Source organism: Methanocrinis sp., assembly GCF_049974945.1.
Taxonomy (GTDB): Archaea; Halobacteriota; Methanosarcinia; order Methanotrichales; family Methanotrichaceae; genus Methanocrinis.
On record NZ_JBNGCU010000042.1, the window covers coordinates 1 to 15,761 of the forward strand.

At 56.4% G+C, this 15,761-nt stretch carries 14 protein-coding genes and 1 pseudogene; 12 read left to right on the forward strand and 3 right to left on the reverse strand.

Annotated elements, in window-relative coordinates:
- The 11 genes and pseudogenes from ACP5EL_RS05610 to ACP5EL_RS05660 form a co-directional block, all read left to right on the forward strand.
- Nucleotides 1–317: pseudogene (locus ACP5EL_RS05610) on the forward strand (hypothetical protein); the annotation flags it as partial.
- Between the two features lie 63 nt (nucleotides 318–380).
- Complete coding sequence (locus ACP5EL_RS05615; RefSeq protein WP_428401506.1) at nucleotides 381–1,913, forward strand: pentapeptide repeat-containing protein; 1,533 nt, start codon at nucleotides 381–383, stop codon at nucleotides 1,911–1,913.
- A 253-nt stretch (nucleotides 1,914–2,166) separates the two neighbouring features.
- A complete protein-coding gene (locus ACP5EL_RS05620) occupies nucleotides 2,167–2,391 on the forward strand; it encodes a sulfurtransferase TusA family protein (RefSeq protein ID WP_428401507.1) in 225 nt (74 codons plus the stop codon).
- Between the two features lie 41 nt (nucleotides 2,392–2,432).
- Nucleotides 2,433–2,858: a DsrE/DsrF/DrsH-like family protein gene (locus tag ACP5EL_RS05625; RefSeq protein ID WP_428401508.1), complete on the forward strand. Its 426-nt coding sequence runs from the start codon at nucleotides 2,433–2,435 to the stop codon at nucleotides 2,856–2,858.
- Between the two features lie 62 nt (nucleotides 2,859–2,920).
- Nucleotides 2,921–4,096 (forward strand): cysteine desulfurase family protein, encoded by a 1,176-nt coding sequence (locus ACP5EL_RS05630; protein WP_428401509.1) that lies wholly within the window; start codon nucleotides 2,921–2,923, stop codon nucleotides 4,094–4,096.
- 52 nt (nucleotides 4,097–4,148) lie between these two features.
- Complete coding sequence (locus ACP5EL_RS05635) at nucleotides 4,149–4,787, forward strand: iron-sulfur cluster assembly scaffold protein (protein WP_428401510.1); 639 nt, start codon at nucleotides 4,149–4,151, stop codon at nucleotides 4,785–4,787.
- A 68-nt stretch (nucleotides 4,788–4,855) separates the two neighbouring features.
- On the forward strand, nucleotides 4,856–5,656 hold the full coding sequence (locus ACP5EL_RS05640) for a hypothetical protein (RefSeq protein ID WP_428401511.1): 801 nt from the start codon (nucleotides 4,856–4,858) through the stop codon (nucleotides 5,654–5,656).
- A 100-nt stretch (nucleotides 5,657–5,756) separates the two neighbouring features.
- Nucleotides 5,757–6,350, forward strand: coding sequence for a DJ-1 family glyoxalase III (locus ACP5EL_RS05645; RefSeq protein ID WP_428401512.1), 594 nt, complete (start codon nucleotides 5,757–5,759; stop codon nucleotides 6,348–6,350).
- Nucleotides 6,351–6,394: 44 nt separating this feature from the next.
- Nucleotides 6,395–6,592: a hypothetical protein gene (locus ACP5EL_RS05650; RefSeq protein ID WP_428401513.1), complete on the forward strand. Its 198-nt coding sequence runs from the start codon at nucleotides 6,395–6,397 to the stop codon at nucleotides 6,590–6,592.
- A gap of 181 nt (nucleotides 6,593–6,773) precedes the next feature.
- Nucleotides 6,774–7,481 (forward strand): phosphoribosyltransferase, encoded by a 708-nt coding sequence (locus ACP5EL_RS05655; RefSeq protein ID WP_428401514.1) that lies wholly within the window; start codon nucleotides 6,774–6,776, stop codon nucleotides 7,479–7,481.
- Between the two features lie 48 nt (nucleotides 7,482–7,529).
- Nucleotides 7,530–8,333, forward strand: a complete 804-nt coding sequence (locus ACP5EL_RS05660) for a 4Fe-4S binding protein (protein ID WP_428401515.1) — start codon at nucleotides 7,530–7,532, stop codon at nucleotides 8,331–8,333.
- 156 nt (nucleotides 8,334–8,489) lie between these two features.
- Here ACP5EL_RS05660 and ACP5EL_RS05665 read toward each other — a convergent pair whose 3' ends face one another.
- Nucleotides 8,490–10,790, reverse strand: coding sequence for an amino acid permease (locus tag ACP5EL_RS05665; protein WP_428401517.1), 2,301 nt, complete (start codon nucleotides 10,788–10,790; stop codon nucleotides 8,490–8,492).
- Between the two features lie 398 nt (nucleotides 10,791–11,188).
- Nucleotides 11,189–12,550: an ABC transporter substrate-binding protein gene (locus tag ACP5EL_RS05670; protein WP_428401519.1), complete on the reverse strand. Its 1,362-nt coding sequence runs from the start codon at nucleotides 12,548–12,550 to the stop codon at nucleotides 11,189–11,191.
- Between the two features lie 264 nt (nucleotides 12,551–12,814).
- On the opposite strand from ACP5EL_RS05670, the gene ACP5EL_RS05675 reads away from it, so the two are divergent.
- The gene (locus ACP5EL_RS05675; RefSeq protein ID WP_428401520.1) at nucleotides 12,815–13,567 is read left to right on the forward strand and encodes a P-loop NTPase; all 753 of its coding nucleotides are present in this window, start codon (nucleotides 12,815–12,817) and stop codon (nucleotides 13,565–13,567) included.
- A gap of 387 nt (nucleotides 13,568–13,954) precedes the next feature.
- On the opposite strand, the gene dgt is transcribed toward ACP5EL_RS05675, so the two are convergent.
- Entirely contained in the window at nucleotides 13,955–15,601 is a 1,647-nt protein-coding gene (gene dgt, locus ACP5EL_RS05680) for a dGTP triphosphohydrolase (protein ID WP_428401521.1), read from the reverse strand.
- Between the last annotated feature and the right edge of the window lie 160 nt (nucleotides 15,602–15,761).

Below are 15,761 nucleotides of genomic sequence, written 5' to 3' on the forward strand. Positions count from 1 at the left end.
AGACGATTGTGATGGACAACGAGGACAACAGGATCACGCTCAGCAAGAATAAGGATACAATCCTGATGGAGAACTTCAGGATCAAGACCGCTGATCAGGACGTCATCTCCAGTGAAGAGCCTCTGAGGTGGTACATATACAAAGAGGCCACCATAGAGGCTGAAAAGGACGAGGAGTTTGCTCCCGCCGAGCCCGTCAGGGCCCCTGAACTCGTCGTAGAGCCCATCCCTGCAGCCGAGGAGGTGTTCGTCGCTGAGTTGCCCGCAGCTGAGGACTTCATCGAAGGACAGTTTGTTAATGGGGACAGAACCATGTAGGGTTTTTGACTTTAAAAGGCATCACAAGAACTCGGGGGAATCCACACGATATCGATCTCGACTTTGATCATCGCAGCGCTTCTGTTTGCTCTGGGCGGTTTACCTGCTGACTCAGATCCTAGTGAAATAGTCTGTGCCAGCCAAATCCTGGGCGAGATCATAGGAGACGATCCTGTAAATTACGAGGATGTGATTGTAGTGGGAAACCTAGACTTTGAAGTGTTGAACTTGAAAGATGAAACGAAGATCATCAAGTCGCCCATATCAATCACCGATTCCGAGTTCCGAGGGGACGTGAACTTTGTTAATGCCATCTTCCAAAATGATGTCAACTTCGAGAAGGCTGAGTTTGTCGGAGATGTCGACTTCGAGGAGGCTGAGTTCTTCGGAGATGTCAACTTCAGGGAGACTAATTTCTCGGGCGGCATCGCCAATTTTAGAGAGACGAAGTTCCTGGGTGACGATGTCAGTTTCGATAACGCGAAGTTCTTGGGTGGGGATGCCCTCTTCGAAGAGGTTGAATTCGGCAGCAATCCAAGATTCGCAAAAGCGGATTTCTCAGGTGGAGGTGCTTACTTCAGTGAGACGACCTTCCGCAATGGTGCCTACTTTCATCAAGCGACTTTCAGCAGTGGTGCCAATTTTAGGGACGCGAAGTTCTTGGGCGGAGTCGTCATTTTCGTGAAGGCAAAGTTCCTTAATGGCAATTTCTGGGATGTGAAATTCTTAGGCGGTAATGCCAACTTCAAAGAGGCTGAGTTTATCGGCGATGCCCTCTTCGTCATGTCGAATTTCAGCGGTGATGCCAACTTCGAAGAGGCTAAGTTTATCGGCGATGCCTTCTTCGACGTGTCGAATTTCAGCGGTGATGCCAACTTCGTGGAGGCTAAGTTCGATAAAGAAGCATTTTTCAACAACGCTCATTTCAACGGAACCGCTAACTTCGATAGATGCTGGTTCAAGGAAGATGCCTTTTTTGAGAATACGGCGCTTAAGGGCTCGCTTTCTTTGAATAATACTAAATATAATAAATTATTCATCAGGTGGGATAATATTGAAGGCGGGCTCGCTTACGATGATACAGCCTACTTAACATTGCTGAAGAACTTCAAAGATCTGGGCTACTTCGAAGACTATGACAGCTGCTACTTCGAGTACAGGAAGGAACGCCGAGGCCAAACACGATCCCAGGTTGGCGAAGGGGAGGAGGCCTTCAGAAAGGTAATCGACTTTTCGCTCGAATGGTTCTATGGCTACGGAACAAAGCCCCTCAACGCTCTCTTTTTCTCAGTGGGAATCATCATCGGATTCGGCGTATTCTGGCGGTCGATCGGCCTGGGTAGACCAGAAGAAGCGCTCGACGAGTACAGCCTGGCCGATGCCGATCACGACAGCATTCTGGAAGTCCTCGCCTTCAGCGCCACGGTCTTCCTCTCCGGGACGAGGCTCTTCATCGAGCCGCCTCCTCTCCCGAAGATAGGGGGACGGTCCCGCTCTCTGATAAGGGGGGCCTTCATCTTCGAGAGAGTTCTCGGGGCGCTCTTCTCGATCCTCTTCTTCCTCGCCATCAGCGGGACGGTGGTGAGGCAGCTTTAGCCGGGGATTTGGACAACCTCGGCTGGAAGCAGCCGCCACCAATGGCAGAGACCGCATTAATTTCAGTTGATCTTCAAAATTAAGTTGAGGATTGTTGGCTGGCTTCAATCCGCATATGTTTTGTTTCGATTCTTGATTCGGCCTGATGGGGAAAACTCTTTCAGAAAGAAGAGCCCCATAAATAATAGGACTCAGCCCCCATGCGGCCTCTCGCCGGGGGCGGAGAAAATTGCGAGACGAGGCGGTGGTGCGATTGGCGGAGATCAAGGTGGACTGCAGGGGCCAGAACTGCCCTGTGCCCCTGGTGGAGACGAGAAAAGCCCTGAAGCGGGCGGCTCCGGGCGACGTGGTGGAGGTGACCGGGGACCATCCCGCCTCCAAAAAGGAGATTCCCATGGCGGTGAAGGCTCTGGGCCTTGAGCTTCTGGAGGTCGAGGGCGAGGAGGGGGGAGAATGGCGGATCAGGATAAGGAGATGACAGACGATTACGTTTGGCTCCAAGAATCCGAAGGGATAGGGATGGAAAAAAGGGATAAGGTCACGATAATCGTTCACAGCGGCGACCTCGACAAGATCTACAGCGCCCTCATCATCGCCAACGGGGCCCTGGCCATGGGGATGGGGGCGTCCCTCTTCTTCACCTTCTGGGGCCTTTTGCGGCTGAAGAAGGGCGGCCTGGAGAAAGGCCCCCTCTCGAAGATGAACATGCTGGGCCTGGGCCGGTGGATGGTGAAAAAGAGGATGAAAGCGGCGAAGGTGGCCTCCCTCGATAAGCTCCTCGCCGACTTCAAGGAGCTGGACGGCAAGATCATCGCCTGCGAGATGACGATGGAGGTGATGGGGATCAGAAAGGAGGACCTCCGGGCTGACCTGATCGACGAGTACGGGGCCGTGGGGACCTACGTCCAGGAGGCGAGAGGGTCGGCGATCAACCTCTTCATCTGAGGTTGGCTTTTTGATTTTGAATTGAAGAGAGATCAGGAGAGATAAGGAGGGATCAGAAGAAGATGTTTGAAACTTCCGTTTATCTTGACAACGCCTCCACCACCAGGCTCGACGAGAGGGTGATGGAGGCGATGAAGCCCTACTTCTTCGAGGTCTACGCCGTGGCCACCTCGGAGTTCGGCTACTCCATGGGGATCGAGGCGAAGGAGGGATTGGCCGCGGCGAGGGAGAAGCTCGCCGGGATGCTCCGTGCCGGCCCCGAGGAGGTGGTCTTCACCTCCGGGTCCACCGAGTCGAGCAACATGGCGATCAAGGGCGTCGCCCTCGCCCTCGGAAAAAAGAAGGGGCGCCACATCATAACGACAAAGATCGAGGACTTTCCGGTCCTCTCCAGCACCCGGGCCCTGGAGCGGGACGGATTTGAGGTGACCTATCTGGACGCGGACGGTGACGGGCTCGTCGACCCCGACCGGCTCGGCGAGGCGATCCGAAAAGATACGATCCTGGTCTCCATCCAGCACGCAAATCAGGAGATCGGGACGGTCCAGGACGCAGAAGCGATCGGCCAGATCGCCATGGACAATCACGTCCTCTTTCACACCGATGCTACCCACACCTTCCGGCGTCTTCCCATCGACGCCGATCGGGTCCCGGCAGACCTGATCACCATCTCCGCCCACACCATCCACGGGCCACGGGGGATCGGAGGGCTTTACATCAGGGATAAGACGCCGATCGCCAAGTGGATGGACGGAGGCTACCAGGAGTTCGACCGGCGGGCCGGGATCGAGAACATCCCCGGAGCCGTCGGCTTTGCCGCGGCTGCTGAATTCGTCACCCCTGAGGAGAACGAGCGTCTGAGGGGGATGCGAGACCGGATCCTCGACCGGGCCCTCGCCGAGATCTCACAAACGACCTTGAACGGTCACAGGGAGAAGAGGACGCCTCAGAACGCCAACGTCACCTTCCACCTGGTGGAGGGGGAGTCGATCACCCTCCACCTGGACATGAGGGGCTTTGCGGTGAGCACCGGCTCAGCCTGCTTCTCGCGGTCTCTTGAGGCGAGCCACGTGATCGCCGGGATCGGTGGAGATCACGAGCGGGCCCACGGGTCGGTCAGGTTCACTCTGGGCAGGTACAACACCATGGAGGAGGCGGACGCCGTCGTCGATGCCATCTCCGAGGTGGTGGAAACCCTCCGGAAGATCAGCCCCCTGGGCAAGGGTGGGAGAGGTTGATGGAGGGAGATGGAGGGTTGATAGAGGTGGGAAGGCGAAAGGAGGATTTGAGATGAGCAAGTTTCCTTACAGCGACCTGGTTCTCGAGCACTTCAAGCACCCGCGGAACGTAGGCGAGATCGAAGACCCCGACGGCAAGGCGACGGAGGGAAGCCCCGCCTGCGGCGACATGGTCTCGGTCCACATAAAGGTGGACGAAGAGACGAAGACGATCGCAGACATCAAGTTTCAGTCCTACGGCTGCGCCTCGAACATCGCCACCGGCTCGATCATCACCGAGCTTGCCAAGGGAAAGACCCTGGATGAGGCGAAGAAGATCACCTGGAAAGAGGCCTCCGAGGCCCTGGGAGGCCTGCCGCCGATCAAGGCCCACTGCTCGGTCCTGGCGGTGGAGGGGCTCAGGTCCGCCATCCGGGACTACGAGGAGAGGCACGGCCTGGTGACGGAGAAGGTCCCCACGACCAGTGAGGTGGTGGAGAAGCGGCTGAAGAAGGTGATGAACCCCCTCTCGGGCCTCGATCTGGTGAGGACGAAGCTCGTCAGTGATATCGAGGTGAAGGAAGGAAAGGTGAAGGTCGTTATCGACCTTCCGTCAAACCACCAGTTTGCCAACTCCATCAGGGAGGAGGTCATCGAGAAGATCGAGCCACTCTGGGACGTGGAGGAGGTCGAGGTCGTCTTCACCGAGTAGCTGGATTGAAAAGTCCTGAAATAAGCTGAGATAGGTATATCTAAACCGGCCTCGCTGAAACCTGAGCGATGAAGATCGATCTCGAACAGATCCTCGCCCTCGCCGGCGACCTGGAGCAAGAGGGCTCAAGAAAGAGGTTTCAGAGCTTTCTGGCCGATGTGGCGAAGGACTCCGACTCCATCAGGGAGTTGCTCGCGGCCTCGGCCCTGAAGGTCTCCGACCTCCAGCACCGCCACGCCCTCCAGGATCTCGTCCTGAGCCTTGGGGTCCAGCTCGGCTTTGAGCCGGGCCTCTCCTTCGGCGGCCACTGGAGGTCCCCCGCCGGGGTCATCTTTCTTCTGGAGCTGGTGGGTGGGGATGACCACCTCGACATCGCCGCCCTCGTCGGCAGGGCGGAAAGCCTCGCCTCGCCCCCAGCCGCACCGCCGGCTGGCGAAGGGGCGGTGGACGAGGAGGTGGCTGAGGAGGCGAGCGCCCTCTGCCTTCTCGTCGTCGGAGATTCGGAGATCCTGCGGGTCGAGAACGCCATCATCGAGGGGGACGAGGAGGGGCGGCTCCGGGCGATATCCATCTCGGCCCTCCTCGCCCTCTCGAAGATCGTCGAGGAGTACCACCTCACCCACGATGACGTCCTCGTCCTCCTCCTCACCTCAGGACCCTCCGTCGACCCCATCGTCGACCTGATCGCCCGGGTCATCTCCCAGTGCGAGGCCGAGACCCCCACCCTGGAGGAGATAGCCCAGATCCTGGGGCCCCTGGGGCGGGGCGGCGAGCCCACCCCCGAGGGCGCGCTCCAGGACCTGATCGACCAGAGCCAGTACTACGCCTTCGGTTATCGGGGAGCGGGGCAAGGGGAGAAGAGACGCTGAGGCTTGACCTCTTGAGACTCTTTTTAGAGAAAGTTATAATAAATTTGAGATCCAAGCTCCTCGTCAGCGGACCGAGAGGATGAGTGGAGGCGGAAGTTGGATGAAGGTAGTCGTTCCCCTGGCAGAGGGTTTTGAAGAGATCGAGTTTGTGACGATAGTCGACATCCTGAGGCGGGCCGAGGTTGAGGTGGTGGCTGCAAGCCTGGGCGAGAGAAAGGGAGACGGCGAGGAGAAGGAGAGGGAGATGGAGATGGAGACCGTCGAGGGGTCTCACGGGATCGGGGTCGTCCCCGACGCCGCCATCGACGAGATCGACCCCGACCAGTTCGACGCCATCGTCCTGCCCGGAGGCTTTCCGGGCTTCGTTCACCTGGGCGAGGACGAGCGGGTCCTGGACCTGGTCCGCAGGATGAATGGTGCGGGAAAGTTCGTTGCCGCCATCTGCGGCGCCCCCTCGGTCCTGATCAGGGCCGGGGTTGTGGAGGGGAGGCATGCGACGGTCCATCCCGCCGGACGAGGGGACCTGACCGACGACCAGTACGTCGACGACCGGGTGGTGGTCTCGGGAAAGCTCGTCACCAGCAAGGCCGCGGGGACGGCGATGGAGTTCGCCCTCCGACTGGTGGGGGAGTTCATTGGGGAGGAGAGGATGAGGAGGCTTGCGGAGGAGATCCTGGCGGAGTGCGAGGTGTGAGCGGGTTAATTTTTTTCTAAACAGGGGTTGTATCTTGGCGAGAGGTGTTCGAAATGAGCGAGGGGTTTGAGCTGTCGACGGTCTTCGTCGTGATCTCGGCGATCTTCATTTTATCTCTTCATCTCGTGGAGAAGTATCAGAGGGTGCCCTCTGCCCTGGCGGAGGAGCTGGCGGGCGCCATCGGCCTTCTGCTCTCCTCCGCCTTGCTCTTCCTCTTGATCCATCTGACTTTCAACGCTTGAGATCATATTTTTGGGGTTGCCCGGGAGGAGACTGCCGTCCTGATCATCCAGGAGAAATAATCATCAACCGGCAGATAATTTTATCCGAGATCGAAGAGAGAGCCGGATGTTCCGGCCATCATCCCACCTTGTCTAGAGGGAAACCCTTACCAGTGAAGAAACATAAAATAACTGATCGGATATGACTGCCAAAATCATTGAAGATCCCGACCTCAGGGACCGGTGGGGCGTCTTTGGGGACCGGAGGGAGGCGGGAGAGCACCTGGCCCGATTCGTGGAGCGGTGGCGGGGAGAGGATGCGATGGTGCTGGCCATCCCCTCCGGAGGAGTGCCCATCGGCCTGGCGGTCTCCGAAGACCTCGACCTCCCCCTCGATCTTCTGATTATAAGAAAGATACCCATACCCGGCAATCCCGAAGCGGGCTTTGGAGCCATCAGCCTTGAAGGCGACCTGGTGCTGAACCCGCCCCTGGTGAGAATGCTGGGGCTTTCGGCGGAAGAGATAGAGGAGCTGTCGAAGCCGGTTCGAGAGGAGCTGGAGGAGAGAAACCGGCTCTTCAGAGAGGGCAGACCCGAGCCGGTGCTTCGGGGAAAGATTGCCATCCTGGTGGACGACGGCCTCGCCTCGGGCTACACCATGATGGCCGCCGTCCGGATGGTGCGAAGAAGAGAGCCCTCCCGAATCGTGGTGGCCGTGCCCACCGCCTCCTTGGGGACGGTGAGGCTCCTCGCGGAAGAAGTGGACGAGATCGCCTGTCCCAACATCAGAAGCGGAGCCAGCTTTGCCGTTGCTGATGCTTATAGGAACTGGTACGACCTCTCAAGAGAGGAGGTTTTGAAACTGCTCAGAGACCACGATCTGCTCGAAGAGCCTCGCGGCCGGCTCTGAGGTTTACTCTGTGGTTTATTTATCTCATCATCCGAATACGTATCTTTCATGAGCGAAGAGCTGAAGAGAGCCCTCCAGGAACGGTGCCGCTCCATGGAGATCCCCCTGCTGGGGGTCGCCAGCGTCGACCGATGGGCCTCACCCCCCTTTGAGCCCTGGGTGCCCGAGGAGTTCTGGCCGCAGTCGATATACCCCGAGGCGAGGTCGGTCGTGGTCATAGGGCTTCCCATCTCCCTTCCAGCCCTGGAGACCTCGCCGTCGATCTGGTATCGGGAGATGTACAGGACGGTGAACATCCTTCTGGACCAGTACACCTACCGGCTCGCCAACTTCCTCAACGAGAGAGGATGCCCCTCGGTCTTCGCACCCAGGGACGGGTACGCCGATCTCAAGGCGCTCCTGGAAAACCCGATCGCCTTCTTCTCCCACAGGCATGCGGCCTATCTCGCCGGCCTGGGGACCTTCGGGGTGAACAACGTCCTGCTGACGCCAGATTACGGTCCCCGGGTCCGCTTCGGCTCGGTCTTCACATCGGCCGAGCTTCCGCCAGACCCCCTGATGGTCGAAGACCTCTGCACCCGATGCATGCGGTGCGTCCGGATGTGCCCCGCCCGCGCCTTAGATGAGGGGGACTACCCCCAGGGGCTCACCGACAAATCGGCCTGCACCGCCTACAGCGCTGAGCTGAACCGACGCGGGATCTCGCCCTGTGGGGTCTGCATCAAGGTTTGCCCGGTGGGGGCAGATCGGGAGCTCTACGACCGCAAGGATGCCTCGATCTACGCCAAAGGCGAGAGGGCTCCTGCGCTCCGGAGGGCCTGGGAGCATGTCCGGGACTACGGGGGGAGATGAGGGGCGATGGTGATGTCGTCGGAAGATTAATTATTAGATTTTTATTCATCCTGATAGTTTAAAGCCACCCATTCATCCATCTACAAGATCTTCAACGGTTCACTCCAATGGTGGCGGCTTACGGGATTTTATGGGCATCGCTCCGGACGAGGCGCCTTACGCCAGGGCGTTCTCGTCTCCGGAGTCCAGGGCGAAGAGGCAGGCGGACCGGGTCTTTTCGACCATCTGGCGGACGAGGTCGAGGTCTGCGTCCGGCGGGAGGCTGAAGATGTTCAGGGAGGATAGGGGCGTCTCGGCGATGTCGCTCTCCAGCCCACCCACCACCACGTAGATCCGGGCGTTGGGGATCCGGGCGAGCTCGATCAGGTTTGTCAGGTACTCCTGAGCCGCCTCAACGTAGCGCTTGCTCTTGACGAAGGTGATCAGGTTCAGGGACGCCTTCCAGTTCCGCTTGAGCTTGTAGGCGATCAGGATCGCCAGGTCCATGTTCCCCAGCTCCATACTGATGTCCCAGTCGGGACTTCTATCATCGATCCACAGGTTTATCGACTTTCTGCGGCCGAGGCCCGCCATCGGATGGTCGGCGAACAAGAGGACCCCCAGCCTGCTCTCCGAGGCCTTCTCGATCACCTTGCCTATCCCCTCGTCCCTCTCCGAGGTCTCCGGAAGCCTCAAAAATATAATGCTCGGCTTGAAGAAGGCCCCGCCCAGAGCCTGCATCCCAGCCACCAGGTTCTCCTCGAAATTGGCGACGTCGATGATCGTCCAGGAGGCGAAGACCCCCGCCTCCTGAAAGGCCTGAGCGAGGCTGGAGAGGCGCAGGCGCATCCTGCCGGCGTCGTCTGTGCCTGCGAGGCCCAGGATCTTGATGAAGCCCTTAGGTCGGGCGATGTCTCTTATGAAGTTGAAGGCGCCCCGAAGCTCCTGGGCATCCTCCACCGGGATGAGGAGGTTCGCCGTCCAGGTCCTCTCCTGGGAGGCGGCCGTCTCGTAGACCCTCTTCGCCGCCCACTCGGCGACAGCGACGAAGAGGCCGCTCCGAACGTCTCCAAAGGGAGCCTTGAGGTGGCGGCGGATGAGAGAGCCGTGGATGGCGAGGACGATCGCCACCGCCACCAGGCTGAAGACGGGGTTGACGATGAACATGGCAAATAGACAGCCTACGGTGCCGACGAAGGGGACGATCCGGGGGATCCGGAAGAGGGGCCGAAAGCTCACCAGCCTCAGGCTCTGCTCGATCAGAACGACGACGTTGATCATGCCGTAGGTTATGAGGAAGAACATGGTGACGAGGGGGGCTATGGCGTTCAGGTCCCTGAGCATCAGGGTGACGATGACGATGGCTCCCGTCACCATGATGGCGTTCCTCGGCTCTCCGGAGCTGCTTCTTTTTGCAAACCAATCGCTTCGAGGGAGGATATTGTGCTCGCCGAGGGCCTGGAGGATCCGGGGCGCTCCGACTATGGAGGCCAGGGCTGAGGAGAAGGTGGCGCCTAGAAGACCTCCCAAGACGAGGGGGCCGCTGGCCGAGCGGTCTATCATGACGTTGTAGTTTCTGACCAGCTCCTCGGGGCTGGCGGTTCGGGCCAGCCAGTAGGCCAGAGCCATGTATACGAGGAAGCTGAGCGCGATGGCGGCCAGGGTTCCGAGGGGTATGCTCCGACGCGGATCTTTGAGCTCGCCGGACATGTTGGCTCCGGCCATGATCCCCGTCGCTGCGGGGAAGAAGACGGCGAATACGCCCCAGAAAGCGATCCCGGAAAAGCCGCTCTCTATGGAGCCGGGAAAGGTCCCCCACCAGTCGATCGGCTCGGTCATGGAGCCGGAGTAGGCGGCCAAGGCGACGGAGAGGAGGGATGAGGCGATCACCACCATTATCAGGTACTGTATCCGGAAGGCCAGGCCAGCGCTGATGTAGGCGATGACGAAGAGGAGGGCGAAGGCCCCGAGGTCCACCAGGATGGGGGAGTGGTCGGGGAAGATCCAGAGCCATCCGGCCCTAAAGCCGAATATGTACATCACCACGGCCAGGGCCTGGCCGATGTAGAGGGGGATTCCGATGCTGCCACCCACCTCCAGGCCCAGGGACTGGGATATGATGGAGAAGGCTCCGCCCGCCCCGATCCTGATGTTGGTGGTTATGGAGGAGAGGGAGAGGGCGGTGAAGGTGATGATGAGAAAGGAGATGAGGATGATCAGCCAGGCTCCGAGGAGGCCCGCGTTCCCCACCACCCAGCCCTCCCTGAGGAACATGATGACGCCGAGGATGGTGAGGAGGGTCGGCGTGAAGACCCCGGCGAAGGTCCCGTAGAGCTTTCGGGTGGGGGCCATCTTCTCCTCGATCTGCTCCTGGAGGGTCTCCTCGTCTGGGGGGCGGGTGAGGTCGCCGTCGGTCAGGGAAACGCCCGGATCTTCGGCCGGAGGGGTCGAGGTTGCAGTTTCGTCGGATTCTGTCACCTTCGTCATCTCCTGGGTCTAGAGGTGCAGGCTCGGCTGAAGCAGAGCCTGTTGCGTGAAGATGAGGGCGATATGGACCGATGGAAACGGCCGGAGAGAAGACGCCCCCTCAGCTCATCTGGCCTGAGCTTGGGCCTTTAAACCGCCCGGGACGCCTTTCTTGGAGATCTCTCCTCCTTTCGCCCAGCCGGGGCTCGCCATTTTAAGATCAGCTTATTTTGAAGGGGCGCTCACAGATATTAAAAATTCCGCTTCGATCGGACGCATCCCATTGGATGGTCCTTCCTGCGCCGATCTCAGCACTCAAAAGCTTGGCTTGATGAGAGTGCTTTGGAGATAAGATACAAAAAACAAAAGGTATGTAGCGGGCCGGTATCGTACGGCCCGCATCGACCCGATCAGGTCACAATGCTCTGATAATATCGGTCAGAGACCCCCGCCAGCCCGCCTTCGCCCTCTGCTATGGGCGGATAGAGGAATATCCCCTCCTCGTCGAGATCGTAGTCCAGTCCCAGGAACCTGGTCAGGTACTCCTGATGAATCGCCTCGGGGTCCAGGTCTGCGAAGGCCTCCGGAAGGAAGAGCTTTGCCATGTAGGCGGCGCCGATAAGCCCTCCACTGGCGTCGTTTCTGAAGGATCCGCTCCCCAGATAGACCCTTCCGCCCTTCACGGCCTTCATCTCGCCCAGTTCGGGCCGGCGGGTGAAGGCCTCTCTCGCCGCCTCGATCTCCTCGGGATCGTAGGCGTCGTAGCCGTTGGATGGATCCAGGGAGATGCCGCCGTAGGTGTGGGCCACCAGGTGGAGGTAGATGAAGTCGGAGTTCTGTTCGATCACCCATTCGGGGTCGACGTCGATCCTGTAGGACGACCCGAGAAACTCGGGGAGGTCTTCAGCCATCACCTTCGCTCCTGTCAGCATAGCCATCTGGGTGAGGGTGTCGATCATGGAGTAGGTCCGGAAGGTGCCGACCTCCAGGTGGGCGTAGGGGTAGGCGCAGATCAGAACCTTCGGTCGGTCCTCCTCGGGAACGTTCTCGCCCCTCGCTCTGATCTCCTCCACCCATCCCAGGTTCCAGTCCAGGTACTCCTCTGCCCTCTCCTCCTCGTCCAGGATGTAGCCGAGCTTTCTCACGGCGTCGACGAACTTCGAGTTTTCTGGGTCGGAGAGGTCCGGGTAGTAGAGGCCCAGGAAGACGACGTCCACCCCCGGGAGGTTATCTGCCTTATTCTGGACGTTCGAGGGCGAGAAGGTCAGGAGAAGGTCCGGGTCTGAGCTGAGGACGGCCTCGTAGTCCGGCTCGTTCATCTGGCCGACGTTCATCCTCCCGCTCAGCTCCGGGAACTGATACTCGCTCTCGGCCACGGCGTAGTCCACACCTACCACCTTATCAGAAGCGTTGAGGATGCTCACCAGCTCCGCGTTGTCCAGGTATTCGACCACGATCCTCTCTACGGGCTTGTGGGCCGTCATCGGCTCGCCGTTGCCGTCCAGGATGATAAGCTCCGTCTCCTTCCCTTCGATGATCATCTCGATCTGAACGATGTCCTTCTCGTCGATCTCGCCGTTCCCGTCGGCGTCGGCGAGGTCGGTGGGATCGTTTCTTCCATCGATTATCCCCTGGACGTATTCGACGTCCAGCTCGTCTATGGTGTTGTCCATGTTGGCGTTTCCGAATACGCCCAACGTGGCGGATGCCGGCATTATTGCCAGCGAGATGCCGAGCATCAAGGTCACCGCTGCCAAGATCGTCTCTTTCATTCTATCGCCCTCTTTTCAGATAATCAACTTAATACGTAGCGTCTTGTAGTATCATTTAAGTAGATAATCATATCTATTGTAATTCGATTCATAATCAGTATAATCGGAAGATGACGGGCTCTCCTCTGCCGCCAGCCCACTCTGCCTCAAATAAGCCTTCTGCCGGCAATCTGGGCGGCGAGAGGGTCCTCCTTCCCGGCTTCGGACCTCCGGGGCCTAAGAGCGATCGAAATTATTATGATATCATACGGGAAGTGGAAAAGGATGAAAGCGTTGGTATGCGGAAAAGGAGGCAGCGGCAAGAGCACCGTCGCCGCCCTTCTCGCCAAGAGCATGGCCCGGAGAGGATACGGGGTTTTAGTGGTGGACAGCGACGAGTCGAACTACGGGCTGCACCGCCAGCTGGGGATGGAGCTTCCGAGCACCCTGATGGACTACTTCGGGGGAAAGAGGAAGATGATGGAGAAGCTGAGGAGGTCCTTCACCGAGGGAGAACAGGTCTCTCTCTTCGATCATAAATGGACCCTCGACGAGATACCGGCGGAGGCGACGGCGGAGAAAAACGGAGTCAGGCTTCTGGCCATAGGCAAGATCCACGACTTCGGAGAGGGGTGTGCCTGCCCCATGGGGGCCCTCTCCAAGAAGTTTCTGGACAACATCCAGGTGGGAGAAAAGGAGATGGTGATCGTGGACACCGAGGCCGGGATAGAGCACTTCGGAAGAGGCGTCGAGGCGGGGTGCGATGCCATCCTCGCAGTTCTGGACCCCTCCTACGAGTCGCTACTCCTCTCCAAGAAGATCGAGGAGATCTCGGAGAAGATCAATAAGCCCCTCTACTTCGTCCTCAACCGGGTCGACGAGGAGAGGAAAGCTGCGATGCTCGAGTCTCTGGATGAGAAGAAGGTGGCCGCATCCATCCCCGAGACTAAGGATATCTTCAGAGCCGGGCTCGCCGGCGAGGAGTTCGACTTCACGGTTGCGGAGGTGGAGAGGCTCGCAGACCTTCTGTCGGAATAGGGGGCGACGGGCCGAAGGCCCCTCGTCCTTTTTTGATGGTGTCATTGAAGACTTTTATATTCTTGACTGAATACTGTCGGCGGCGCAGGCCAGAGGGCTGGCCCGGATCCGCCATGGCCAGGAGCCGAGCGAGAGGCTGGCCGCGCCCGCGCCGATCCCGCGCCCCGGAAACGCCATCCGAACGCGGGCGTGCAGGATCAGGGTCGGGTCCCCGGCGTCATCTCCATCGCGCTCCGATGAGGTCCCCGGAGTCGTCCTCGAAGCCCCCGAGGGCGACGGCGGTGGCTGCGTCATTCAAGATCTCGTAGACCGTCTCGAAGTCGGCAGGATGCTGGGGGCGAATGGTGGTGAAGACACAAGCTTCGGTTATTGCGCTGTTTAGTGAAATTACAATACTAAATAAAGTTCTTTATACTCTTTTTTGGCGTAATTATCGGTCATCCCGGCAATATAGTCACATATAACTGATAAGAATATGTAATTAAGCTCTCCCAAATACCATATAAACTCGTCAGTGTCATCTAAATATTTTCCAGCCATCTTTTTAGATCTAACTTCTTTAATTTTCTCCCCCGATGTTGAATCATTATTCTCCTCGTTATCCTTGAGGATTAATTTTAACTTATCACGATCTAACAGGCACTTTGAACACGTAATCTTTTCTAAATCTACAAATTCTAACTTCAATAATTTTAAAAAATTGTCTATTGAGTCTACCTGGCTAGTGCTGAAATCTATTTCGTTGAAGTCTTGGTGGTTGTAGCCTTGATTGTTGGAGAGATCTCTAAATCTTTTCGTTATTTTATCTAAGTTTTCTCTTGGCATTTGTCTTGGATTTGTGTAATAGGCTTTGAAAATTTGTCTGATGATAAATCTTGCCTTGCCGTCAAATCTATTGACATCATATGAGTTAACTATTTTGTTCTTAATATATGTTTCAATTTCCTCATCCAGGCTTTTACCTATTGAGGAATATTTAATTATTTTTCTATTTATGACAACATTATCCGATTTTGGGTAAGATGATTTTGGAGTTCGATCTAAATTATTTTCTGATTCAATCAATACATCTAAAATAAAGTATTCGATAATATCTCTAACAATCTTATTCTTTGCATAGCATTTGTATCCAGAGTTATTTATATTGGCTTCAGCGCCAATTTTAATATCCTCCAATTTCACTTTCAACAAACGAATCAACTCAATATTTCCTTTTATGTATTTATATTTATTAGATATAATTTCAGATTCGATATCTTCTATCAGCTCTAAAATTTCGCTGGTAATAGTGATGATATCTAGATTTAGAGAGAGATCCCGCATACCATCATCAATATCATGTTGTCTTTGTGCTATCTCATCAGCAATGGCTACTACTTGGCCTTCTAACGTTACTGACTCATCTCTATCCAGGAATAGATCTTTCGTTCTCGAAGGGTCATTAATAAATCTATTAATATCATATTTATCATTTTTATGCTTTGTATGCTTGAAAACTCCCTCCAGAACTTGCCACGATAAATTCAATCCACTTATACCCATATATTTACATTCCAATACATCCAAAACTCGTAAACTATTATAATTATGTTTGAAGCCGCCATTATCTATTTTATGCCTAATCATTCCGCCTAGGTTATCCGTTCCGATCATTATTTCGTTAAGGGTTCGTTCGCCTTGGTGCCCAAATGGGGCATGTCCGATATCATGACCTAACGCAATCGCCTCTACTAAATCCTCATCTATATTTAAATATTTTGCTAAACTTCTAGCTATTTGAGATACTTCTAATGTGTGGGTAAGTCTCGTTCTAAAATGGTCTCCTCGTTCAGGAGAATATACTTGGGCTTTGTGTTCGAGTCGTCTAAAAGCCCTTGAAAATAAGATTCTGTCTCGGTCTCTATGGAATCCAGATCGTTCTTTTACAATTTTTGTTTTGAATTCAAAAATGTCATCAATTTTCTCGTATTTCCTGTCACTAGGATTACATATTTGTTTGAACTCATTATTACCATCCATGTATCTGCACCTCACAGACCTGTGCTAACTAATGATTTATATTTGTTAGTGCGTTTCGCACAGTTGTCGACCCTCAGCCCGAAAAATCACATTCCCATCACCCGCTCCGCCGCCTCCCGGAGGTCGTGGACGACGTCCGGCCCCGACTCCATCCGGTCCCGGTCGAGGTAGAGAG

What these genes read in the sequence shown, in the direction of transcription:
- ACP5EL_RS05625 (WP_428401508.1), top strand. Translation starts at nt 2,433, where the DNA reads ATGGAAAAAAGGGATAAGGTCACGATAATCGTTCACAGCGGCGACCTC.
- ACP5EL_RS05635 (WP_428401510.1), top strand. Translation starts at nt 4,149, where the DNA reads ATGAGCAAGTTTCCTTACAGCGACCTGGTTCTCGAGCACTTCAAGCAC.
- ACP5EL_RS05670 (WP_428401519.1), bottom strand. Translation starts at nt 12,550, where the DNA reads ATGAAAGAGACGATCTTGGCAGCGGTGACCTTGATGCTCGGCATCTCG.
- ACP5EL_RS05645 (WP_428401512.1), top strand. Translation starts at nt 5,757, where the DNA reads ATGAAGGTAGTCGTTCCCCTGGCAGAGGGTTTTGAAGAGATCGAGTTT.
- ACP5EL_RS05655 (WP_428401514.1), top strand. Translation starts at nt 6,774, where the DNA reads ATGACTGCCAAAATCATTGAAGATCCCGACCTCAGGGACCGGTGGGGC.
- ACP5EL_RS05660 (WP_428401515.1), top strand. Translation starts at nt 7,530, where the DNA reads ATGAGCGAAGAGCTGAAGAGAGCCCTCCAGGAACGGTGCCGCTCCATG.
- ACP5EL_RS05675 (WP_428401520.1), top strand. Translation starts at nt 12,815, where the DNA reads ATGAAAGCGTTGGTATGCGGAAAAGGAGGCAGCGGCAAGAGCACCGTC.
- ACP5EL_RS05640 (WP_428401511.1), top strand. Translation starts at nt 4,856, where the DNA reads ATGAAGATCGATCTCGAACAGATCCTCGCCCTCGCCGGCGACCTGGAG.
- ACP5EL_RS05630 (WP_428401509.1), top strand. Translation starts at nt 2,921, where the DNA reads ATGTTTGAAACTTCCGTTTATCTTGACAACGCCTCCACCACCAGGCTC.